This window comes from Rathayibacter sp. AY1C5 (genome assembly GCF_002931705.1).
Classification (GTDB): domain Bacteria; phylum Actinomycetota; class Actinomycetes; order Actinomycetales; family Microbacteriaceae; genus Rathayibacter.
In genome coordinates this window covers 1-20,586 of sequence record NZ_PSWD01000013.1, presented here as the reverse complement: position 1 = coordinate 20,586, position 20,586 = coordinate 1, and the positions used below count along the sequence as shown (strand labels likewise).

Here is a 20,586-nt window from a genome sequence, read left to right as displayed (position 1 = left end):
ACCCCCACGGCGCCGGTGCACCAGGCGGCGCCCTCGATGAAGAGAACGGTTGGACGATGAAGTTCAGGAAGATCGCAGTGGCGACAGCAGCCCTGCTCGGCACGGTCGCGGCCCTCACCGGCTGCTCGGCTCAGGACTCGGGATCGAGCGACGGCACCGTCGCGATGACCCTCTGGCAGAACTCGACCACGGGCCCCGGCCAGGAGTTCTGGGACAAGACGATCGCGGACTTCGAGGCCGCGAACCCCGGAGTGACCATCGAGTCGCAGGCCATCCAGAACGAGGACCTCGACGGCAAGCTCCAGACGGCGCTCAACTCGGGCGACGCCCCCGACGTCTTCCTCCAGCGCGGAGGCGGCAAGCTCGCCGCCATGGTCGCGGGCGGACAGCTGAAGGACCTCACCGACGGCATCTCGGACCAGGCGCGCAGCGAGATCCCCGAGGGCTCGTTCTCGGCGAACACGCTCGACGACAAGGTCTGGGCGATGCCGGTCGCCGTCCTCCCGGGCGGCCTGTTCTACAGCCAGGACCTCTTCACGGCGGCGGGCGTCACCGAGACGCCGAAGACCATCGACGAGCTCGACTCGGCGATCACGAAGATCAAGGGCAGCGGAGCCCAGGCCGTCGCGCTCGGCGCGAAGGACGCCTGGCCCGCCGCGCACTGGTACTACTTCTTCGCGCTCCGCGAGTGCAGCGCCGACACCATGGCCGAGGCGGCCGACACCAAGGACTTCTCGGACGACTGCTGGGTCCGCGCGGGCGAGGACCTGCAGGACTTCTCGGCCACCGAGCCGTTCAACGAGGGCTTCCTCACGACCGCCGCCCAGCAGGGCGCGGGCAGCTCGGCCGGACTCCTCGCCAACCACCAGGCGTCGATGGAGCTCATGGGCGCGTGGAACCCCGGCGTGATCGCCTCCCTCACCCCCGACGAGAAGCCGCTGCCCGACCTGGGCTGGTTCCCGTTCCCCGAGATCGACGGCGGCGACGGCGAGGCCGGCGCGATCATGGGCGGTGTCGACGGCTACTCCTGCTCCGCGGGCGCTCCCGACGAGTGCGTCGACTTCCTCAACTACCTGGCCACCTCCGACGTGCAGAAGGAGTACTACGCGGCCTTCAACGCGCCCCCGGTGAACACCGTGGCGCAGGAGGCGGTCACCGAGCCGTACCTGCAGCAGATCCTCGAGGCCTACAACTCGGCCCCGTACGTCTCGCAGTGGCTCGACACCGTCTACGGCCTCAACGTCGGCAACGCGCTGAACGTCGGAGTCGTCGACCTGCTGGCCGGCAAGAGCGACCCCGAGCAGCTGGTCGAGGCCGTCAACGCCGCCGCGGCGAAGGCCTAGTCACCATGGCACTCCGCGAGAGCCCGCTCCTCGGAGTGGATGAGCCCCGCGGGACCGCGCGCACCGGAGGCGTCACCTCGACGCCTCCGGTGCGCCGGCGCCGCCGCAGCGTGGGCTGGGCGGGGCGCTTCGAGATCGCGCTCCTGGTCGGCCCGGCGCTGATCGTCTTCCTCGCCTTCGTGATCTTCCCTGTCGTGATGGCGGCCTACTACGGCTTCTTCAGCTGGCAGGGCTACGGAGTGCCGACGGACTTCGTCGGCTTCCGCAACTACCTGACGATCCTGCAGGACCCCACCTTCCACGACGCCCTCGCGCACAACGGCATCATCGTGGTGCTCTCGCTCGTGCTCCAGGGGCCGGTCGCGATCCTCCTGGCGCTGCTGCTGAACCGCAAGCTGCGCGGGCAGTCGATCATCCGCGTCCTGATCTTCGTGCCGTACGTGATCTCGGAGGTCGTCGTCGGCACCGGCTGGAGCCTGATGCTCCAGACCAGCGGCGCGGTCAACGGCCTGCTCGAGAAGGTCGGCCTCGGCGCGCTGAAGCAGGACTGGCTCTCGGATCCGGCGATCGCGATCTGGACGCTGATGCTGATCATCACGTGGAAGTACATCGGCTTCGCCGTGATCCTCTTCCTCGCGGGTCTGCAGGGCATCCCCGAGGAGCTGTCCGAGGCCGCGGCCATCGACGGCGCCTCCTACTGGCAGGTGCAGCGGCGGATCACCCTGCCCCTGCTCGCGCCGACCCTGCGGATCTGGGCGTTCCTGTCGATCATCGGCGCACTGCAGCTCTTCGACCTCGTCTACATCATCTGGGGCCAGTACGTGTCCTCGACCGCGGGCACCTCGACCATGGCGATCTACCTGGTCACCAACGGCCGCAATGCCGGCAACTACGGGTACGGGAACGCCGTCGCGGTGGTCCTGTTCCTGATCTCGCTCGTGGTGGCGCTGCTCTACCAGCGCTTCGTGCTCCGGCGCGACACGGCGGGCGCACTGACGGGAGACAAGCGATGACCGGCACGACGATGACGGCCCCGCCGATCACTCCGGAGACCCCTCGGCCTCTCGCGGTGAAGCGGCGCCGGCAGCCCCTGGGCCGCGGCACCACGATCGCCTACGTCGTGGCGATCGTCGTGATCGCGCTGATGCTCGCCCCGGTGGCGTACATCATCCTCGGCGGCTTCCGCACGAACGCGCAGATCACCACCGACCCGGCGGGCCTGCCCTCGCCGTGGAACGTGCAGAACTACCTCGACGTGATCACCGGCGGAGTCTTCTGGCAGGAGGTCGGCAACTCCACCATCGCCGGCCTCGCGACGACGCTCGGCGTGGTCGTGCTCGGCCTGATGGCGAGCTACGTCCTGGCCCGCTACGACTTCACCGGACGCGGCGTGTTCTACGCGCTCTTCGCCGCCGGCCTGATGTTCCCGATGACCGTGGCGATCACTCCTCTCTACCTGGTGATCAAGAGCCTCGGCCTGATGAACTCGCTCGCCGGAGTGGTGCTGCCGCAGATCGCGTTCGGCCTGCCGACGACGATCATCATCCTGGTGCCGTTCCTCCGCGCGATCCCGGACGAGATCCAGGAGGCGGCCTTCATCGACGGCTGCAGCCGGATCGGCTTCTTCTTCCGGATGGTCGTGCGCCTGGCGATGCCCGGCGTGATCACCACGGGGATCCTCGCGTTCATCGCGAGCTGGAACAGCTACCTGCTGCCCCTGTTCATCCTCAACAACGAGTCCACCTTCACGCTCCCGCTCGGAGTCCAGGCGTTCTCGTCGCAGTACTCGGTCGACACGGCGAAGGTGCTCGCCTTCGTGTCGCTGTCGATGATCCCGGCGCTGATCTTCTTCAGCGTCTTCGAGCGCCGCATCGTCGGCGGGCTGACGGGGGCGGTGAAGGGATGAGCGGATCGCTCCGCCCGTCCGCCGCGTCCCCCGTCCCGTCCGCGCCCGTCGCCCCACCCGCAGAGAGGGTCGCACCGTGACCGCACCGCACGCACCAGAGGACCCCCAGGCCCCGTCCGCCCGCACCACCGAGCTGCTGGGCCGGATGACGCTGGAGGAGAAGCTCTCCCAGCTGGTCGGCTACTGGGTCGACCAGGGCGGCGAGGTCGTCGCCCCGCTCGCCGGCGAGATGGCCACCTCGACCGGGTACGCCGAGGCGACCCGCGAGGGGATCGGCCAGCTGACCCGCGTCTACGGCACGCGCCCCGTCGATCCGCTCGAGCGCGCTCAGTGGCTGTGGGCGGAGCAGCGCCGGCTCGTCGAGGAGACGCGGCTGGGCATCCCGGCGATCGTCCACGAGGAGTGCCTGACCGGGCTCGCCGCGTGGCAGGCCGCGACGTTCCCGACTCCGCTCGCCTGGGGAGCCTCGTTCGACCCGGAGCTCGTCGCCGAGCTCGGCGCCGTGATCGGCGGCTCGATGCGCGAGCTCGGGATCCACCAGGGTCTGGCGCCCGTGCTCGACGTGATCCGCGACCCCCGCTGGGGCCGGGTCGACGAGTGCATCGCCGAGGACCCGTACGTCGTCGGCACGATCGGCACCGCGTACGTGCAGGGGCTGCAGTCCACCGGCGTCGACGCGACGCTGAAGCACTTCATCGGCTACTCCGCCTCCCGCGGCGGCCGCAACCACGCGCCGGTGCACGCCGGACCGCGCGAGATCGCGGACGTGCTGCTGCCGCCGTTCGAGATGGCGATCCGCGACGGGGGCGCCCGCTCGGTGATGAACTCCTACGCCGAGATCGACGGGGACCCGGTCGGAGCGACGCCCGCCTACCTCACGGGCGTGCTGCGCGAGCGCTGGGGCTTCGACGGCGTGGTCGTCGCCGACTACTTCTCGGTCGCGTTCCTCCACCTCATGCACGCGGTCGCCGCCGACCTGGGCGAGGCGGCCGAGCTGGCGCTCGCCGCGGGGATCGACGTGGAGCTGCCCACGGGCGACGCGTTCCTCGTTCCGCTGGCCGCGCGCATCCGGGCCGGGGAGGCCGACGAGGCGCTCGTCGACCGGGCCGTGCTGCGGGTGCTCGCGCAGAAGGAGCGGCTCGGCCTGCTCGACGCGCGCTTCGACGACGCCCCCGAGTCGATCGACCTCGACTCGCCGGCCCACCGCGACATCGCCCGCCGCCTGGCCGAGGAGTCGGTGGTGCTGCTCGCGAACGACGGCGTCCTGCCGCTCGCCGCGCCGCGCCGCCTCGCGCTGATCGGTCCCAACGCCGACAGCGCGCCCGCGCTCATGGGCTGCTACTCCTTCGCCAACCACGTGCTGGCGCACCACCCGGGCGTGCCGCTGGGCTTCGAGATCCCGACGGTCGCGGACGCGCTGGCCGACGAGTTCGGCTCGGCCGAGCTGCTGCTCGCCGAGGGCTGCTCGGTCGAGGGGGACGACGCCTCCGGGATCGCCGAGGCGGTCCGGGCGGCCGCCGACTCCGACGTGGCGATCGTGGTCGTCGGCGACCGGGCGGGTCTGTTCGGCCGCGGCACGGTCGGCGAGGGCAACGACGTCGAGAGCCTCGAGCTCCCGGGCCGCCAGCGCGAGCTGGTCGAGGCCGTCGTGGCGACGGGGACCCCGGTCGTGCTCGTGCTGCTGACCGGCCGCCCCTACGCCGTGGGCTGGGCGCTCGACGGGCCGTCGGCTCCCGCCGCCGTGCTGCAGGCGTTCTTCCCGGGGGAGGAGGGCGCCGGCGCGATCGCGGGCGTCGTCTCGGGACGGGTCGACCCCTCCGGCCACCTGCCGGTCTCGCTGCCGCGCTCCGCCGGAGCGCAGCCGTTCTCGTACCTGCACCCGATCCTCGGCGGGCCGTCGGACGTGACCTCCGCCGACAGCACGCCGGTGCGGCCGTTCGGCCACGGCCTCTCGTACACGGCCTTCGCCCGGACGGAGCTGGCGGTCGACGAGTCCGCCCCGACGGACGGCTCCTTCACGGCGACCGTGCGCGTGCGCAACACGGGCGAGCGGGCGGGCACCGACCTGGTGCAGCTGTACGCCCGCGACGTGTTCGCGAGCGTGACCCGGCCGGTGGCGCAGCTGCTCGGCTACGCGCGGGTCGCGCTCGAGCCCGGCGAGGAGGCGGAGGTCCGCTTCGAGGTCCCGGCCGCGCGCCTGGCCTTCACCGGACGCGAGGGCGTGCGGATCGTCGAGCCCGGCCGCGTCGAGCTGTGGGTGGGCCCGGACTGCGCGACCCGCGAGACGGAGGCGGCGCTCGAGCTGGTCGGCGCGGCCGCCGCTGTCGACGCCTCCTCGCAGCGCCTCGTCGGCACTCGGGTCCAGCGGGCGGGAGCGGGCGTCCCGGCCTGACCCCGTGGACAACGCTGGAAGGATCGCTCCGGCGGGCCGTGGATCCGCGGATCCCGGTGCCCGCGGGGCGATCCTTCCTGCGGTCTGGGCACGGCGCGGCTCCGGCACCGCTCTGGCGCGGCTCGGGCGGGCGCGGCAGGCTGGGGGGATGAGCGACGACGCGAAGCAGACCCTCCTCCGCTACCTGCAGGAGGGGCGCGACGCCCTGCTGCAGAAGCTCGACGGGCTCGACGAGTACGACGTGCGGCGGCCGCTGGTCTCGACGGGCACGAACCTCCTCGGCCTGGTGAAGCACGTGGCGGGCACCGAGGCGGGCTACCTCGGCGCCGTGTTCGGGCGGCCGTTCCCGGAGCCGATGCCGTGGATGGAGGACGAGTCGGAGCCGAACTCGGACATGTGGGCGACGGCCGACGAGTCCCTGGCCGACGTCGTCGCGCTGTACCGCCGCGTGTGGGCCCACTCCGACGCGACGGTCGCGGCCCTCCCGCTCGACGCTCCCGGGCAGGTCCCCTGGTGGACGAACCGCGACGTGACGCTGCACCGGATCCTCGTCCACATCACCGCGGAGACGCACCGGCACGCCGGCCACGCCGACATCGTCCGCGAGCTGATCGACGGGCGGGTCGGGCTCCGGACGCCCGGCGACAACCTCCCGCCGGTGCCGGAGGAGTGGTGGCCGGAGTACCGGGAGCGCCTCGAGTCGCTGGCGCGCGCCGTCCGCGACCGGGGCTGACGTGCCGGCGTCCGTCGGCATCGCGGTCACGCCTGCGCGCGCGGCGCGGCTGCTCGACGACCTCGATCCCGCGACGGAGGCGGCGCTCGATGCAGCCCTGGGCGGTCGCGGTCGGGGCCGGGCCGCCCTGCAGCGGCGCCGCGACGGCGCGTCGCCGGAGGAGCGGAGGCAGCGGGCCGCGCTCGAGCGCCGGGCGTTCAGCGCGGAGGCGGACCCCGCGGCGCTCGAGGAGCTGGCACTGCTGCGCGCGCAGCTCCGCGAGCGGGAGGAGGCGCTCGACGCCGCGGTCGCGGGACTGGCCGCGTCCGTCGGGCCCGCAGCGGCCCAGGGCCGGATCGGCCGCGGGACGGCGAGCGGCCGGGGCGGGACGCGCCGTGACCGGACCGGCTGGGACGAGACCGGCCGGGACGAGGTCGGCCGTGACGAGACCGGCCGGAACGCGGCGCCCGGCTGGGGCGAGCGAGGTGAGACCACCGGAGGCGACGACGCCGACTCCCGCACCTCCGCCACGCCCCGCCCGCGCCGCCGCCTCGGGGTGATCGCCGCCCTCGTCGCCGTGCTCGGGCTCGCCGCCCTCGGCACGGCCGCCTCCGTCGCGCTGGCCCCTCGCCCGTCGCTGGAGGTCTTCACCGAGCCCTGGGCCGTCCCCGACGACGTCGCCACGCGCCCGCTGTCGACCCTCGCGAGCCTCCGCGTCTTCCACTGGGGGCCGACGCGCTACCTGGGCAGCATCGCCGGAGTCGACTACTTCGCCACCCTCAGCCTCGACTCCTTCTCGGCCGCGGAGCTCGCCGACGAGTCCGTCTGCCTCTACGGGCTCGCGCGCTCCGACGGCGACGTCGTCGTCACGGACTGCGCGGCGACCGCCGACTTCGTCGCGAGCGGCATGACCCTCTCGCCCGACGACTACCAGGGCGACGCGGGCGGCACCGGAGTCGCCTGGGGTCCGACCGGAGGGATCCGCTCGGCCGGCTGAGGCGGCTGGCCCGACTCCACCGGGCCCGCTCGCCGTCCCCGATCAGCCCCTCGGGCCCCGCCCCGTCAGACCCGCCGCGTCGACGCCCGCTCCACCAGCGGCATCGGCACCAGCACCCGCTCGCCCGGAGCGCCGCTGAGCAGCAGCTCGACCGCCCGGCGGCCCATCTCCTCGTGCGGCAGCGCCACGGTCGTCAGCCCGGGGCGGAGGTAGGCGGCCAGCTCGTCATCGTCGAACGACACCACCGCGACGTCGCCCGGGATCGAGAGCCCCGCCTCCGCGACCGCCTGGTAGGCCGCCTCACGCCGAGCGGCTTCGGGCACGACGGCGCGGGCGGACAGGTCGCCTTCGCCGACCCGGACGCGGGAGTCGGCTTCGCGTTCCTCACCAACCGGATGGAGGGGGTCGGCGACGTGCGCGCGACCCGCGTCGTCGAGGCGCTCGCGACCGCGCTGCGACTGCCCGTTCCGCGCGGACTCTGGCCCCTCCGCGCGGACTCTGACCCCTCCGCCCCACCCCCGTCAAGGGGTGGGGCGGCCGGTCGGCGCCGTCCTAGCGTCGGGGGACGGGCCGACCGGAGGGGCGGTCCGGGATCCAGGGGAGGGCGAGATGCAGAAGCTGTACTACGCGAGCGGATTCGTGCTGCTGGGCGACGAGGTGTGCTCGGCGGTCGTCGAGTACGCGCAGGCGCTGGCGAACGTGGGGAAGTCGGACCTGGTCGTGGTGCCGTCGCTCTCGGACGAGGGGCTGCGAGGCGAGACCCGTCTCCTGGTCGGACCGGCCAGCCAGCTCTTCACCAGCCCGGCGCTCGACCGCGGCGTCGACCTCGACGACCCGGAGGCGGTGGAGTCGATGCGCGAGAAGACCCGACGGCTCCAGCCCGCGCGGCCGACCGTGCAGCCGCGCGGCGAGGGCGACGACAGCGAGGACGACGGCGGGACCGACTACCTCTGACGCCTCAGGTGTCGAGCGTGGTGCTGGGGCGCTCGCCGAAGCGGTGGGCGTACGAGGCCGAGAACCGGCCGAGGTGCGCGAAGCCCCAGCGCCGTGCGACCTCGCTGACGCTGACGACTCCGGACTCGCCCGCCCGCAGCTCCTTCTGCACGCCGTCCAGCCGGATCCGCCGCAGGTAGTCGACCGCGGTGAAGCCGAACTCGCGCCGGAACTCGGTCTGCAGCGTCCGCAGGCCGATGCCCGCCGCGTCGGCGATCTGCTCGGTCCGGAGCGGCTCGTGGGCGTGCTCGTACATGTACTCGATCGCCTGGCGGAGGCGCCCCGAGCGGGGTACTCCGAGGTCGCCGGGAGTGTCCAGCGTCGAGTGCGGGAAGGTCTCGAGCAGGGCGACGGCGACCGCGCGGTCGGCCTCGCGGCGCAGCAGCGGCGAGCTGTCGGCGTCGTAGATCACCCGGGCGACCGTCGCGACGGTCGCCGACCAGCGCCGCAGCGCCGCGCCCTCGGGCCGTGAGGTGGTGTCGAAGAGGAGGGGGCCGCGGGTGCCCTCGACCTCCTCCGCGATGCCCTCGAGGTACGCGCCGTCGAAGTGGATGAGGTTCTGGCGGTAGTCGTGGAACTCGAACCGGCTGGGGCGGTCGTTGACGAAGATCGCCGGCTGCCCGAATCCGAGGGTCACCGCGTCGCCGTCGAGATCGGTGACGCCCGCGCCGGCGGTCAGCCACGAGACGACGTACTCGCCCTCGGTCTGGATCGAGCCCTGCACGGAGCCGGCGAACTGGCTGCCGCGGAGCGTCACGTCGCCGTCGCCGACGGAGGTGTAGCGGTACGAGAAGTCCTCGCCGGGCTCGACGACGAAGCGGTGCCCGTTGTACGACTGCTCGAAGAGGGCCCGCGCCTGCTCGATGTCACGCCCGCCGATGTCGGAGCGCATGACCTCGTCCTTCTCGTTCATCCCGATCAGGGTCGCACGAGGAGCGCTCCTCACCGCGTGCCCCGAACGGGGAATTCGTTAAGCGGATAAACCAGTCGCGGGTCCGGCGGCGCGGGTCATGGCCTGGACGGTCGCCGCCTGGAACTGCGTGAGCAGCACCACGGTGTGCCGCGCTCCGGCTTCCACGGCGAGCGAGAAGGTGGCGCCGGCCGGAGTGGCCCGCCAGGAGCGGATGTCGCGGGTGCCGACGCGGGTCGAGTCTCCGGTGCCGGCGCTCCGCAGCACCAGGGAGTCGGGCAGCACGCAGAGCGCGCCCGTCACGCCGTCGACAGTGGAGGAGCACTCGAAGCCTGCGTCGTCGTGCACTGCACCGGCGAGTTCGACGAAGTCGGTGACCTCCATCGGCTCGTCGTCGTCGCGCCTGGACACGGCGCGCTCAGGCAGCGTGCGTGAGCCCGGAGGACTCGGGCTGCTGCGCCGGCTCGGTGACGATCCGCAGGCCCCGGCCGCTGTTGGCCTCCTCCATCAGTGCGCGCACCCAGGTGGCGTTGATCGCCGGCATGCGGCTTCCGTGGAACGAGAACTGGAGGGGGATGGTCGGGTGCAGCCACAGTGTCTGGCGTCCGGTGCCGTGCGCGCTCGAGGCGTCGAGCTGGAAGGCGAACGCCTCGTCGCGACGGAACTTGTTGATCATGACGATCTGGAGGTGCGCGAGCGCGCGGTCGTCGATCTCGTGCGAGGTGGGGGGAGTGCCGTAGAGGAGAGCGCCCATGGTGCGTGCCGCCGTTCTGTGCTGTGTCGCGGGTGCAGGCCGCGACGGTGGGGTGCCCCGGCGAGTGCCGCCGGGAGGGGGAGTGCGAGATGGTGGGGGTGTTCGTGGGGAGCAGGACCCGGGGTGTGCTGTGCCGCCGAGTCGAGTGTCCGGAGTGTCGATCCGGGGGTGCCGGGCTCCGGGATGTCGAGCCCGGATGCCGTCGCGCCGAGCCGTCGATCCCCGCTGACGCCTGCTCTGCAGGCCCGTGGAGTCGGGCGGTCGGGCCGTCCCTCCGGCTGTTCTCCGAAAGTACGCCCCTCGTTCGGAGCGCACGTGCCGCTATCCGGAATGCGAAGCAGTGGCCCCGGCCGCCGGGCGGACCCCCAGCCGGGCGACTCCGGGGCTCAGTTGCGGGGTGCCGCCGGTGGGCGGTGCGGCTGCGTCGAGACGGCGCGCTCGTGCGCGAGACGCCGTCTCGACGGCGGTGTGTCGGGCGGGCCGGCGGTGTCTCGGCGGGGCGTGTGGAGCGGGAGGAGGCGTGACGGTGCGCTCACTGGACAGGGCGTGCGGCTCCGTCGAGACGCCGCGCTCGTGCGCGAGACGCCGTCTCCGCGGCGGTGTCTCGGCGTGTGCGGGAGGAGGAGGGTGCGCTCCTGCGCGAATCGTCGCGCCGCCGCTCAGAAGGCGTAGCGAACGCGGCAGTAGGGGAGGCGCTCGGCGAGGAGGGCGCGGAAGCGGTCGAGGGCGGCGCGCTTGAGGTCGCGTCGGTAGCGGATGTTGACGGCGCCGTTCTCGGAGACCTTCTGCTCCTGGCGCCCCGGCTGCCAGAGCAGCGACTCCGCCGTGGGGTGCCAGCCGAGGTTCACCTCGTGCAGGCCCTCGTTGTGGGTGAGGAGGATCACCTCGGCCGCGAGCTGCGCCTTCGCCCGCGGGTGGAGGGCGGCGTCCAGCTGGTCGAAGAGCTCGGTCCAGTCCTGCTGCCAGGTCTCGGTGAGGATCACGGGCGAGAAGTTGACGTGCACCTCGTAGCCGGCGTCGACGAAGTCGTTGATCGCCGCGATCCGCTCGGCCATCGGCGAGGTGCGGATGTCGGTGACCTTCGCCGTCTCGGCGGGCATCAGCGAGAACCGGATGCGCGTGCGCCCGAGCGGGTCCCACTCGAGGAGCTCGCGGTTGACGTACTTGGTCGCGAAGGACGCCTTGGCGGTGGGCGACATCCGGAACAGCTCGCAGAGGTCGCGGACGTTCTCGCTCAGCAGCGCGTCGACGGAGCAGTCGCTGTTCTCGCCGATGTCGTAGACCCAGGCCTCCGGGTCGCACTGGTTCGCCTCGGCCTTGGGGCCCTGCTTGCCGATGTGCCGGGCGAGGTGGCGCTGGATCTGCTCGATGTTCGTGAAGAGCGTGATCGGGTTGCTGTAGCCCTTCCTCCGTGGCACGTAGCAGTACACGCACGCCATGGCGCAGCCGTTGGCGGTGGAGGGGGCGATGAAGTCGGCCGAGCGGCCGTTCGGGCGCGTGACGAGCGACTTCTTCACCCCGAGCACGAGCGCCTCCGTCTTGATGCGCACCCAGCGCGCGACGTTCGCCTCGTCGCCGTGCACCTCCGGGATCAGCCAGTGCGACTCGACGGGCACGATCTCGGCGCCCGGCCAGCGCGCCACGACCTCCTGCCCGCGGGGCAGCTCGAGCGCGGCCGGCTCGGCGTAGATCCGCCGGATGTCGAGCAGGCGCCGCTCGCGGACCTGCGCGGACGCGGAGCTCGGAGCGGTGTCGGACATGAGTCCGTTCTACCGGCGACCACCGACATCCGCGGGGGCGGGGCCGTCGCCCGGCGCGCAGGTCCTCCGCCCGCCTGCAGGAACCGTGGCGCCGCTCCCTCAGGATGGAGGCATGCCCTCCTCCGCCGACCGCTTCCGCCGCGCCGCCGTCGAGCTCGCGCAGACCTCCGAGCGGCAGGTCGAGTGGGCGCTCGCCGTCGCTGACGACGCGCGCCTCCTCGCCCTGATCGACGAGCTGCCCGCGCAGCACCGGCAGCCGTCCCTCCTCTTCTCGGTCGCGCGGCTGCTCGGCGTGCCCGACGTCGACGGCGCCGGATTCGCCGCGTGGCTCCGGAGCGAGTGGGCGCGGGTGGCGCCGGTCGCCGCCGAGCGGAGGACGCAGACCAACGAGGCGCTGCGGTGCGCGCCCCTGGTCGCAGCGCTGGAGCGGATCACGGAGCCCGGCGAGCCGGTGGCGCTCGTCGAGATCGGCGCCTCCGCGGGGCTCTGCCTGGCGCCGGAGCGGTACTCCTACGCCTTCACGGCGAGCGACGGCGAGACGCGGCTCGGGTCGGGCGCGCCTCTGCTGCGGTGCGCGGTGAGCGGAGGCGCGGCGCCGGCACGGCTGCCGGTCGTCGCGTGGCGCCGGGGGCTCGACCTGGCGCCGCTCGACGTCCGCTCGCCCGAGGACGTCGCCTGGCTGGAAGCGCTGCTCCCGCCCGACCGCCCGGAGCGGACCGCGCGGCTCCGCTCGGCCGTGGAGACTCTGCAGGACGACCCGCCGACGATCGTCGCGGGCGATGCGGCCGCCGAGCTGCCCGCCCTGCTCGACGCGGTGCCGCCGGGTCTGCGGACGGTCGTCGTCTCGCTCGGGACCCTGGTCTACCTTCCGTGGGCCGCGCGCGAGAGCGTCCTGGCGACGGTCGCCGATCGCGGCGCGAGCCTGGTGACGCTCGAGGCGGAGGCGCTGCTCCCGCACCTCGTCGCCGCGCGCGGGGACCGCACGGCTCCCGAGCCGACCCCATTCCTGCTCGCCGCCGACGGCGTTCCACTCGCGAGCGCGGCCGCCCACGGCGGCACCCTCTCCTGGCTGGCCTGAGGCGCGCTCCAGCGCCGTGTGCGGGGTGCCCCAAGCTCGGGAGGTGCCCGGCGCCCGGTGCTCGCTCCGCGCCGGCGCTCGATCCGCGCCCACTGTTCAAGAGTTGTCGCACTCAGCGTCGAGTGCGACAACTCCTGGACTCTCGCGGAGGAGCGAGCCCGAAGCCCGAAGCCCAACGCGCAGCGACCAGAGCTCTGAGCTCAGGCGCTCGGCCCGATCGTCCGCCCACTGTTCAAGAGTTGTCGCACTCAGCGTCGAGTGCGACGACCCCTGGACTCTCGCGGAGGGGAGGACGGCCGAGCGCAGGACTCAGAGCTCAGAGCTCAGAGCCAGAGCGCCCAGCGCCCAGCGCCCTACAGCCCGTCGACCACGAGCTGCGTCGCGCGCGGGACGTACGAGGTGTTCGTCGTCGGGTCCCAGCCCACGAGCGCGACCGCGTCGCCGCCGACGCGCGCGGTGATGCCCACGAGCGAGAACGGCTTGCCGCCCACGGCTCCGGACACCTTCCAGCCGAGCGTCTCGTCGGCGCCGGTCAGCGTCTGCTCGGTGCGCTCGACGGTCGTCTCGACCGGCACGCCCTGCATGGCGAAGAGCGTCGAGCCGGAGGCGCAGCGCGTGGTCGCGTCGGTGGCGCTCGCGAGGAGCGAGGCGGCCGCGTCGGCGGTGCCGGTGCTCGACACGACGGCGGTCATGGAGCGGTCGGCGCTGGTGCCGTACGAGAGTCCGGCGGCGGGCTGCGCGGTGTCCCAGCCCAGGCCGAACGGCGAGAGGCAGCTCGCGTCGGTCGCGGTGAGGCCGGGGTAGATCGAGTCGAGCATCTCCTGGATGCTCGCGTACTCGCCGGGCACGAACTGCACGCCGGTCAGCACGGCGGCCACCTGCTCGCCGGTCTTCTGAGCGGTGTCGGCGGTCGGGGCGGCGGCCGTCGCGGTGGCGGACGGGGCGGCCGACGACGAGGGGAGCGTCGGAGTGAACGGGCGGAGCGTCGATCCGCTCGTCGCGGTCCCCGCGCAGCCCGAGAGGACGAGCAGCAGCGCGCCTCCGATCAGAGTCGTGCGCAGCAGTGTCTTGGACATCATGTCTCCCCCTTCGCCCGCCGGCGCCGCACCGGGGCGCCTGAGGCTAGCAGAGCCCCGCGTCCCGGAGGCGGCCCGGCGCCGCCCGCAGGACGGAGGCGGCCCGGTGGCACCCGCAGACCGGAGGCGGTCCGGCAGCGCGTGCGGATCGGAGTCGGCCCGGCCCCACTCGCACAACGGAGCCCGGAACTCCGAGCCCACGCCTCCGACGGCCGCTCCCGCCGCCTCCGCTCCGCAGCTCAGATCTCGGTGTGCCCGAGCTCGGCTCCCGCGAGCAGGCGGATCTCCGGCTCGGCGATGCCCTCCAGCTCCAGCACCACGACGCGGTTGCGGCCGGCGCGGGTGACCGGCGAGGGGACGATCAGCGTCCGCTGCGGTCCGCGACGCCAGTAGCGCCCGAGGAGGAAGCCGTTCACCCAGACCAGGCCCTTGCCCCAGTGCAGCGTGTCCACGTACAGGTCGGCCTGCTCGTCGAGGTCGAACGAGCCGGAGGCGAGCTGCGGCCCGGCCGAGAACGCCGGCGCTGCGACGGCCAGGTCGGGGAGGCACTCCAGCGCGAGGGCACGCGCCGCCCAGCCGGTCAGCGGGGCGCCGTCGAGCGTCACGCCTCCGATCAGGCCCTTGTGCTCGCCGATGCGCGTGCCGTAGTTCACCCGGCCCTGGTTCTCGACCAGGATCGCGAGCTCGCCGCGTCCGCTCGGCAGAGTCAGCGCCCGCTCGTGGTGGTCGCGCGCCAGCACGCCCACCGGCACGCCGTCCAGCAGCACCCAGGCGCGGTCGCGCACCTCCTCGCCCACCACGAGGCGGACCGGAGCGGAGGAGCCGTCGAGCGTCGTCGTGAAGAGCACGAAGCCGTCGTCGTGGCCGAGGTCGTCGAAGCTGGCCATCGCGTCGAGGTGCGCGGCCGGTCCGAACGCCTGGCCGAGGCCGAGCAGCGCCGGGCCGGGGACGAGCGGAGCGGTCAGGGCGGGGGCCGGCGGGCGCACCGCGGGCACCTCCTCCGGCACCGGCGCGTAGCGCGCGATGACGTCGCGGAACGCCCAGAACTTCGCGGTCGGGTCGCCGCCCTCGTCGAGCGGGGCGTCGTAGTCGTAGCTCGTCGTGATCGCGGCGTAGCGGCCCTTGTCGTTCGCCCCGCTGGTCAGGCCGAAGTTGGTGCCGCCGTGGAACATGTAGATGTTGACCGAGCCGCCGGCCGCGAGCAGGGTGTCGAGCTCCTGCGCGGAGGCGTCGGCGTCCGTCGTGTGGTGCTGGGTGCCCCAGTCGTCGAACCAGCCGCACCAGAACTCCATGCACATCAGCGGCCCGGTGGGCTGGAACTCGCGCAGCGTCGCGAGGCGCTCCGTGGTCCGCGAGCCGAACGAGCCGGTGAGGTGCAGGCCCGGCAGGCTGCCGTCGGCGAGCATCTGCGGAGTGGGCTGGTCGATGGTGGTCATCGGCACTGTGATGCCGGAGTCGCGGGTCACCCGCACGAGCTCGGCCAGGTACTCCTTGTCGGAGCCGTACGCGCCGTACTCGTTCTCGATCTGCACGAGGACCACGGGCCCGCCGGCGTCGATCTGGCGCGGGGCCACGATCGAGTACACGCGGCGCAGGTAGTCGCTGACCGCGGCGAGGTAGTTCGGCTCCGAGCGGCGCACGCCCACCTCGGGGTCGCGGAAGAGCCAGGCCGGGAGGGCGCCGTTGTCCCACTCCGCGCAGATGTAGGGGCCGGGGCGCACGATCGCGTGCATGCCCTCGGCGGCGATCAGGTCGAGGAAGCGGCCCAGGTCGAGCCCGGCGTCCTCGCGCCACTCGCCGCGGCGCGGCTCGTGCGCGTTCCAGGCGACGTAGGTCTCGATGGTGTTCAGGCCCATCAGGCGGGCCTTGCGGATCCGGTCGGCCCAGAGGTCCGGGTGGATGCGGAAGTAGTGCAGCGCCCCCGACAGGATGCGGTGCGGGCGGCCGTCGAGCTCGAAGTCGGCGGTGCCGATGGCGAAGCGGCTCTCGGGAGCGGTGGTCATCTGGATCCCCCTCAGGATCGGTGCCCGGTGTGTCCGAGCGTGAGAACGACGCGGGGCCGACCGGAGCGATCCGGCCGGCCCCGCGTCGAGCAGTGGTGCTACTCCGAGACGGTGAAGCCCTGCGCGTTGCCGTACTGGACGAGCTTGCTCTGCCAGTCGGCGAGGCCCTGGTCGAGGCTGGTGCCGTTGGCGTACGCCTGGCCGACGGTGTCGCCGAAGACGCTGTTCGCGTAGACCTGGTAGGGCAGGTACGACCAGCCGGAGCGGACGTCCTTCGAGGCCTGGGTCAGCACCTCGTTGATCTTCTGGCCGCCGAAGTACTCCGACTCCTGACCGGTGAAGTCCGAGCTGTCGAGGTCGGCCGTGGTCGACGGGAATCCGCCGCTCTGCAGGAAGACGTCGACCGAGGCCTGGTCGCTGTTCAGCCAGCGCAGGAACGCGGCGGCCAGCGCCGGGTTCTCGCTCTGCTTGGTGACGGACTGGCCGCCACCGCCGTTCTCGGCGCTGACGGCGGTGCCGTCGTAGGTCGGGATCGGCGCGACGGCCCAGTCGCCGGAGGCGTCGGGGACGCTGGACTCCAGCACGCCGGGCATCCAGGCGCCGGTCACCAGCGAGGCGATGGAGCCGTCGGCGAGGCCCTTGTACCACTCGTCGCCCCAGGCGGGGGTGTCCGAGAGCAGCTTCTTCTCGACGAGCTGGTTCCAGACGCCGGTCCACTTGGCGGTGCCCTCGTCGGCGAGGTCGATCTTCACGTCCGTGCCGTCGGTGGTGAACGGCTCGCCGCCCGCCTGCCAGATCATGCTGGTCGCGAAGCCGGCGTCGCCGGTGTCGGCGGTGATGTACTTCGACGGGTCGGCGGTGTGCAGCTTCTCGGCCGCGGCCACGTACTCGTCCCAGGTGGCAGGGACGGCGATGCCGTACTGGTCGAAGACGGTCTTGTTGTAGAACAGCGCCATGGGGCCCGAGTCCTGCGGGAGGCCGACGAGCTTGCCGTCGATGTTGACGCTCCCCCAGGTGGAGGCGGAGTACTTGTCCTCGAGGTCGCCCATGCCGTACTGCGACAGGTCGAGGAGCGAGTCCGACAGCGCGAACTGCGGCATGGCGTAGTACTCGATCTGGACGACGTCGGGGGCGCCCGAGCCGGCCTTGATCGCGTTCTCGAGCTTGGTGTACTCGTCCTTGTTGGTGCCGGCGTTGACGAGCTCGACGTCGACCTTGGGGTAGGCCTTCTCGAACGCGGCGACCTGCGCCTCGGCGCTGGGGGTCCAGCTCCAGTACGTGATCTTGCCACCGGCCTCGAGGGCGGAGTCGAGGTCGGCGGCGGAGCCGGCGCTCGTGGTCGTGCCGCCACCGGAGGTGGACGAGCAGGCCGCGAGGGAGCCGGCGGCCAGGGCCGCGACGGCCGCGACCGTCAGGGTCCGCCTGAGGGCGGAACGGGCGATCTTCATGGTGGTGTTTCCCTTCACTTCTTCGTGCTGCGGGTGCTGTGGACGGGGCAGGACGCTCCGGCCGGGGGATGGGTAGGGGGAGGGCTCAGCCCTTGACGCTGCCGGCGCTCAGACCGGACTGCCAGAAGCGCTGGAGTCCGAGGAAGGCGACGACGATGGGGATGATCGTGAGGAGCGAGCCCGTGATCACGAGGTTGTAGATCGGCTGCGCGCTGACGCCGGTGGCCTGCGCGTTCCACTGGTTGAGGCCGACGGTGAGCGGGTACCAGGTGGGGTCGCTCAGCATGATCAGCGGGAGGAAGTAGTTGTTCCAGGTCGCGACGACCGAGAACAGCAGCACGGTCACGATGCCGGGGGCGAGGAGGCGGATGGAGATGGTGAAGAAGGTGCGGAACTCGCCCGCCCCGTCCATCCGCGCCGCTTCGAGCAGCTCGGTGGGCACCGACTCCACCGCGTAGACCCACACCAGGTACAGGCCGAACGGGCTGATCAGCGAGGGGATGATGATCGCCCACGGGGTGTTGGTCAGGCCGAGCTGGCTGAACATGAGGAACGTCGGGACGGCGAGGGCCGTGCCGGGCACCGCGATCGCTCCGAGCACCACGGCGAAGACCGCCTTGCGGCCCGTGAAGCGGAACTTCGCGAGGCCGTAGCCGGCGAGCGTGGCCAGGAGCGTCGCTCCTCCGGCGCCGACGACGACGTAGAGCAGGGTGTTGCCGAGCCAGCGGAGGAAGATCCCGTCGCGGTAGCTGAGGGTGTCGGCGATGTTCTGGAAGAAGACGAAGTCGCCGTCGAACCAGAGGCCGAAGCTCGAGAGCAGGCCGGCCTGCGTCTTCGTCGCGTTGATGACCAGCCAGGCCAGCGGCACGAGGCTGTAGAGGATGAAGACCGACATCAGCAGGGTGAAGGCGATCGACTTCTTGGGCTGCACCGAGGAGCCGCGGCGGGCGGCCGGGCGCTTCGGGGCGCGGGCGGGCGTCCGGGGAGCGGTCGCGAGGGCCATCAGTTCTCCTTCCGCGCGCCGCGGAGCTGCACGACGTAGGCGATCACCGCGGTGATCACGCCCATGACGATGGCGACCGTGGCCGACGCGTTGTACTGCTGACCGGCGAAGGACAGGTTGTAGGCGTACATGTTCGGGGTGAAGTAGGTGGTGATGATGTTCGGCGCCAGCGTCCGGAGGATGTTCGGCTCGTTGAACAGCTGGAAGCTGCCGATGATCGAGAAGATCGTGGCGATGACGATCGCGCCGCGCAGGGCGGGCAGCTTGATCGAGCGGATGACGCGCATCGGGCCGGCGCCGTCGATCTCGGCCGCCTCGTAGAGCTCGCCGGGGATCGTCTTCAGCGCGGAGTAGAAGATGAGCATGTTGTAGCCCACGAACTCCCACGTGACGATGTTGCCGATCGAGGCGAGGATCCAGTCGCGCGAGAAGGGCTGGACGACGTCGGAGCCGAGCAGGTCGTTGACGTTCGCGGCCAGGCCGAAGTTGTCGCCGTAGATGAAGCCCCACATCAGCACCGCGACGACCGCGGGGACGGCGTAGGGGAGGAAGACCACGATGCGGAAGAAGCCGGTGCCGTGGAGGCGGCCGCTGTCGATCGCGAGCGCCGCGACAAGGGCCAGCACGAGCATCACGGGGACCTGCACGACGAGGAACAGCAGGACGCGGCCGAAGCCCTCCCAGAAGTTCGGGTCGGTGAAGATCGCGGCGTAGTTCGCGAAGCCGACGAAGGAGTTGCCGCCCACCAGCTGCTCGCGGAAGAGGCTGAGGTAGATCGAGTAGACGACCGGGGCGATGAAGACCAGGAGGAAGACGACGAGGAAGGGGGCGACGAACGCCAGGCCCTTCCACTCGCTCTTCGCCCGCGACTTCGGGGCCGCGAGGGGGGGCGCCGGAGGGGCGACCTCGCTCAGCGGGACGGGGGGAGACGTCGTCGTCATGGGATTCCGTTCGGGGAGTAGTGCGGGCCCGGCATGTTCACGTCAACATGGCAGAGCGTCACCGTAGCATGTCCACGTCGCCACCCGCGACTGTTCCTGCGTCACGGTTCGGCGCACGATGCACCACGGCTGACGGGCGGCGCGCTATAAAGGGAAGCCCATGTCACTCGAGACCGACCGCCCGTCCCCGTCCACCCGGCCGCGACGCGGCGTCTCGATGGCCGACGTGGCCCGGCGCGCGAACGTCTCCGGCCAGACGGTCTCGCGGGTGTCGAACGGCAAGCAGAACGTCGACGGCGAGACGCGCGAGCGGGTCCTCGAGGCGATGCGGGCCCTCGGCTACAGGCCCAACAGCGCGGCGCGGGCCCTGCGGACGGGCCGCTTCCACAGCATCGGCGTGATCATGTTCACGCTGTCCTCGTTCGGCAACATGCGCACCCTCGACGCCATCGCGATCGCGGCCGCGGATGCGGGCTACTCGATCACCCTCATCCCCGTCTCCCACCCCACCCAGGGCGAGGTGTCGGTCGCGTTCCACCGGCTGAGCGAGGAGGCGGTCGACGGCGTCATCATCATCGTCGAGGCGCACCTGCTCGACGAGGCCGACATCGTCCTCCCGCCGGACCTGCCCGTGGTGGTCGTCGACTCCGCCGGCGGCGAGAAGTACCCGGTGGTCGACACCGACCAGATGTCGGGCGCCCGCCAGGCCGTCGAGCACCTGCTCGGACTCGGACACCGCACCGTGCACCACATCGCCGGCCCCGACCGCTCCTACTCCGCCGAGCGCCGCCACGAGGCGTGGGAGTCGACCCTGATCGAGCGCGGCGCCCCGGTGCCGGAGGTGCTGGTCGGCGACTGGTCCACCGACTCCGGCTACCGCCTCGGCAAGCGGCTCGCCGCCGATCCGGAGGTCACCGCGATCTTCGCCGCCAACGACCAGATGGCGCTCGGCGTGCTGCGCGCCCTGCACGAGGCCGGACGCGCCGTGCCCGGCGAGGTGAGCGTCGCGGGCTTCGACGACATGCAGGAGTCGGCGAGCTTCTGGCCGCCTCTCACGACGGTGCGCCAGTTCTTCGGCGACACGGGCCGCCGCTCGGTCGACATCCTCCTGCGCGAGCTCGAGTCGGGCGAGCGCACCGGCGTCTCGCTCGTGCCCACCCGCCTCATCGTCCGCGAGAGCACCGGCCCGGCCCCCGCCGTCTCCTGACGCTTCCGCGGAGCCGGCCCGCGGAAGCGTCAGGAGACGGCGGGGGCCGGGCCGGTGCTCTCG

General features: G+C 72.4%; 18 protein-coding genes and 1 pseudogene. 10 read left to right on the top strand and 9 right to left on the bottom strand.

What is annotated here, in order from left to right; genetic code table 11:
* The first annotated feature begins 56 nt into the window (after positions 1–56).
* The 8 genes and pseudogenes from C5C57_RS10660 to C5C57_RS10625 all read left to right on the top strand — a co-directional run bounded on the left by C5C57_RS10660 (position 57) and on the right by C5C57_RS10625 (position 8,304).
* Entirely contained in the window at positions 57–1,343 is a 1,287-nt protein-coding gene (locus C5C57_RS10660; protein ID WP_104224901.1) for an ABC transporter substrate-binding protein, read from the top strand.
* 5 nt (positions 1,344–1,348) lie between these two features.
* Positions 1,349–2,356, top strand: coding sequence for a carbohydrate ABC transporter permease (locus C5C57_RS10655; protein ID WP_104226347.1), 1,008 nt, complete (start codon positions 1,349–1,351; stop codon positions 2,354–2,356).
* Positions 2,353–3,249, top strand: a complete 897-nt coding sequence (locus C5C57_RS10650) for a carbohydrate ABC transporter permease (RefSeq protein ID WP_104224899.1) — start codon at positions 2,353–2,355, stop codon at positions 3,247–3,249. The genes C5C57_RS10655 and C5C57_RS10650 overlap by 4 nt, the downstream gene beginning before the upstream one ends.
* A gap of 145 nt (positions 3,250–3,394) precedes the next feature.
* Entirely contained in the window at positions 3,395–5,641 is a 2,247-nt protein-coding gene (locus C5C57_RS10645) for a glycoside hydrolase family 3 N-terminal domain-containing protein (protein ID WP_104248072.1), read from the top strand.
* Between the two features lie 148 nt (positions 5,642–5,789).
* Positions 5,790–6,374, top strand: a complete 585-nt coding sequence (locus C5C57_RS10640; protein WP_104226349.1) for a DinB family protein — start codon at positions 5,790–5,792, stop codon at positions 6,372–6,374.
* A 1-nt stretch (position 6,375) separates the two neighbouring features.
* Complete coding sequence (locus C5C57_RS10635; protein WP_104297621.1) at positions 6,376–7,350, top strand: hypothetical protein; 975 nt, start codon at positions 6,376–6,378, stop codon at positions 7,348–7,350.
* A gap of 173 nt (positions 7,351–7,523) precedes the next feature.
* Positions 7,524–7,733, top strand: a pseudogene (locus C5C57_RS18655) (hypothetical protein); the annotation flags it as partial.
* A gap of 226 nt (positions 7,734–7,959) precedes the next feature.
* Positions 7,960–8,304: a hypothetical protein gene (locus tag C5C57_RS10625; protein ID WP_104223414.1), complete on the top strand. Its 345-nt coding sequence runs from the start codon at positions 7,960–7,962 to the stop codon at positions 8,302–8,304.
* Between the two features lie 4 nt (positions 8,305–8,308).
* Here the strand turns inward: C5C57_RS10625 and C5C57_RS10620 are convergent, their stop codons facing one another.
* The 4 genes from C5C57_RS10620 to C5C57_RS10605 form a co-directional block, all read right to left on the bottom strand.
* The gene (locus C5C57_RS10620; protein WP_104297620.1) at positions 8,309–9,256 is read right to left on the bottom strand and encodes an AraC family transcriptional regulator; all 948 of its coding nucleotides are present in this window, start codon (positions 9,254–9,256) and stop codon (positions 8,309–8,311) included.
* Between the two features lie 57 nt (positions 9,257–9,313).
* Entirely contained in the window at positions 9,314–9,664 is a 351-nt protein-coding gene (locus C5C57_RS10615) for a hypothetical protein (protein WP_104223412.1), read from the bottom strand.
* 7 nt (positions 9,665–9,671) lie between these two features.
* Positions 9,672–10,007, bottom strand: a complete 336-nt coding sequence (locus tag C5C57_RS10610) for an ATP-dependent DNA ligase (protein ID WP_104223411.1) — start codon at positions 10,005–10,007, stop codon at positions 9,672–9,674.
* A gap of 659 nt (positions 10,008–10,666) precedes the next feature.
* Positions 10,667–11,767 carry a spore photoproduct lyase family protein gene (locus C5C57_RS10605; protein WP_104297619.1) on the bottom strand — a complete coding sequence of 367 codons (1,101 nt, stop codon included), beginning with the start codon at positions 11,765–11,767 and terminating at the stop codon, positions 10,667–10,669.
* 112 nt (positions 11,768–11,879) lie between these two features.
* On the opposite strand from C5C57_RS10605, the gene C5C57_RS10600 reads away from it, so the two are divergent.
* Positions 11,880–12,845: a DUF2332 domain-containing protein gene (locus C5C57_RS10600; RefSeq protein ID WP_104319963.1), complete on the top strand. Its 966-nt coding sequence runs from the start codon at positions 11,880–11,882 to the stop codon at positions 12,843–12,845.
* Positions 12,846–13,198: 353 nt separating this feature from the next.
* Here the strand turns inward: C5C57_RS10600 and C5C57_RS10595 are convergent, their stop codons facing one another.
* The 5 genes from C5C57_RS10595 to C5C57_RS10575 all read right to left on the bottom strand — a co-directional run bounded on the left by C5C57_RS10595 (position 13,199) and on the right by C5C57_RS10575 (position 19,316).
* Positions 13,199–13,924, bottom strand: coding sequence for a hypothetical protein (locus tag C5C57_RS10595; RefSeq protein WP_104297617.1), 726 nt, complete (start codon positions 13,922–13,924; stop codon positions 13,199–13,201).
* Between the two features lie 236 nt (positions 13,925–14,160).
* Positions 14,161–15,924 (bottom strand): beta-galactosidase family protein, encoded by a 1,764-nt coding sequence (locus C5C57_RS10590; protein WP_104297616.1) that lies wholly within the window; start codon positions 15,922–15,924, stop codon positions 14,161–14,163.
* A gap of 98 nt (positions 15,925–16,022) precedes the next feature.
* Positions 16,023–17,372 (bottom strand): sugar ABC transporter substrate-binding protein, encoded by a 1,350-nt coding sequence (locus tag C5C57_RS10585; protein ID WP_104223423.1) that lies wholly within the window; start codon positions 17,370–17,372, stop codon positions 16,023–16,025.
* Positions 17,373–17,457: 85 nt separating this feature from the next.
* Positions 17,458–18,267 (bottom strand): carbohydrate ABC transporter permease, encoded by an 810-nt coding sequence (locus C5C57_RS10580; protein ID WP_258062773.1) that lies wholly within the window; start codon positions 18,265–18,267, stop codon positions 17,458–17,460.
* Positions 18,268–18,374: 107 nt separating this feature from the next.
* The gene (locus C5C57_RS10575) at positions 18,375–19,316 is read right to left on the bottom strand and encodes a carbohydrate ABC transporter permease (protein ID WP_104297615.1); all 942 of its coding nucleotides are present in this window, start codon (positions 19,314–19,316) and stop codon (positions 18,375–18,377) included.
* A 160-nt stretch (positions 19,317–19,476) separates the two neighbouring features.
* On the opposite strand from C5C57_RS10575, the gene C5C57_RS10570 reads away from it, so the two are divergent.
* A complete protein-coding gene (locus C5C57_RS10570) occupies positions 19,477–20,523 on the top strand; it encodes a LacI family DNA-binding transcriptional regulator (protein WP_146082414.1) in 1,047 nt (348 codons plus the stop codon).
* Positions 20,524–20,586: the final 63 nt, after the last annotated feature.

Excerpts from the sequence above, each read along its gene's own strand:
- C5C57_RS10610 (WP_104223411.1), bottom strand. The coding sequence starts at position 10,007 with ATGGGCGCTCTCCTCTACGGCACTCCCCCCACCTCGCACGAGATCGAC.
- C5C57_RS10655 (WP_104226347.1), top strand. The coding sequence starts at position 1,349 with ATGGCACTCCGCGAGAGCCCGCTCCTCGGAGTGGATGAGCCCCGCGGG.
- C5C57_RS10600 (WP_104319963.1), top strand. The coding sequence starts at position 11,880 with ATGCCCTCCTCCGCCGACCGCTTCCGCCGCGCCGCCGTCGAGCTCGCG.
- C5C57_RS10590 (WP_104297616.1), bottom strand. The coding sequence starts at position 15,924 with ATGACCACCGCTCCCGAGAGCCGCTTCGCCATCGGCACCGCCGACTTC.
- C5C57_RS10585 (WP_104223423.1), bottom strand. The coding sequence starts at position 17,372 with ATGAAGATCGCCCGTTCCGCCCTCAGGCGGACCCTGACGGTCGCGGCC.
- C5C57_RS10625 (WP_104223414.1), top strand. The coding sequence starts at position 7,960 with ATGCAGAAGCTGTACTACGCGAGCGGATTCGTGCTGCTGGGCGACGAG.
- C5C57_RS10575 (WP_104297615.1), bottom strand. The coding sequence starts at position 19,316 with ATGACGACGACGTCTCCCCCCGTCCCGCTGAGCGAGGTCGCCCCTCCG.
- C5C57_RS10595 (WP_104297617.1), bottom strand. The coding sequence starts at position 13,924 with ATGATGTCCAAGACACTGCTGCGCACGACTCTGATCGGAGGCGCGCTG.
- C5C57_RS10620 (WP_104297620.1), bottom strand. The coding sequence starts at position 9,256 with ATGAACGAGAAGGACGAGGTCATGCGCTCCGACATCGGCGGGCGTGAC.
- C5C57_RS10570 (WP_146082414.1), top strand. The coding sequence starts at position 19,477 with ATGTCACTCGAGACCGACCGCCCGTCCCCGTCCACCCGGCCGCGACGC.
- C5C57_RS10580 (WP_258062773.1), bottom strand. The coding sequence starts at position 18,267 with ATGTCGGTCTTCATCCTCTACAGCCTCGTGCCGCTGGCCTGGCTGGTC.
- C5C57_RS10605 (WP_104297619.1), bottom strand. The coding sequence starts at position 11,767 with ATGTCCGACACCGCTCCGAGCTCCGCGTCCGCGCAGGTCCGCGAGCGG.
- C5C57_RS10640 (WP_104226349.1), top strand. The coding sequence starts at position 5,790 with ATGAGCGACGACGCGAAGCAGACCCTCCTCCGCTACCTGCAGGAGGGG.
- C5C57_RS10645 (WP_104248072.1), top strand. The coding sequence starts at position 3,395 with ATGACGCTGGAGGAGAAGCTCTCCCAGCTGGTCGGCTACTGGGTCGAC.
- C5C57_RS10650 (WP_104224899.1), top strand. The coding sequence starts at position 2,353 with ATGACCGGCACGACGATGACGGCCCCGCCGATCACTCCGGAGACCCCT.
- C5C57_RS10660 (WP_104224901.1), top strand. The coding sequence starts at position 57 with ATGAAGTTCAGGAAGATCGCAGTGGCGACAGCAGCCCTGCTCGGCACG.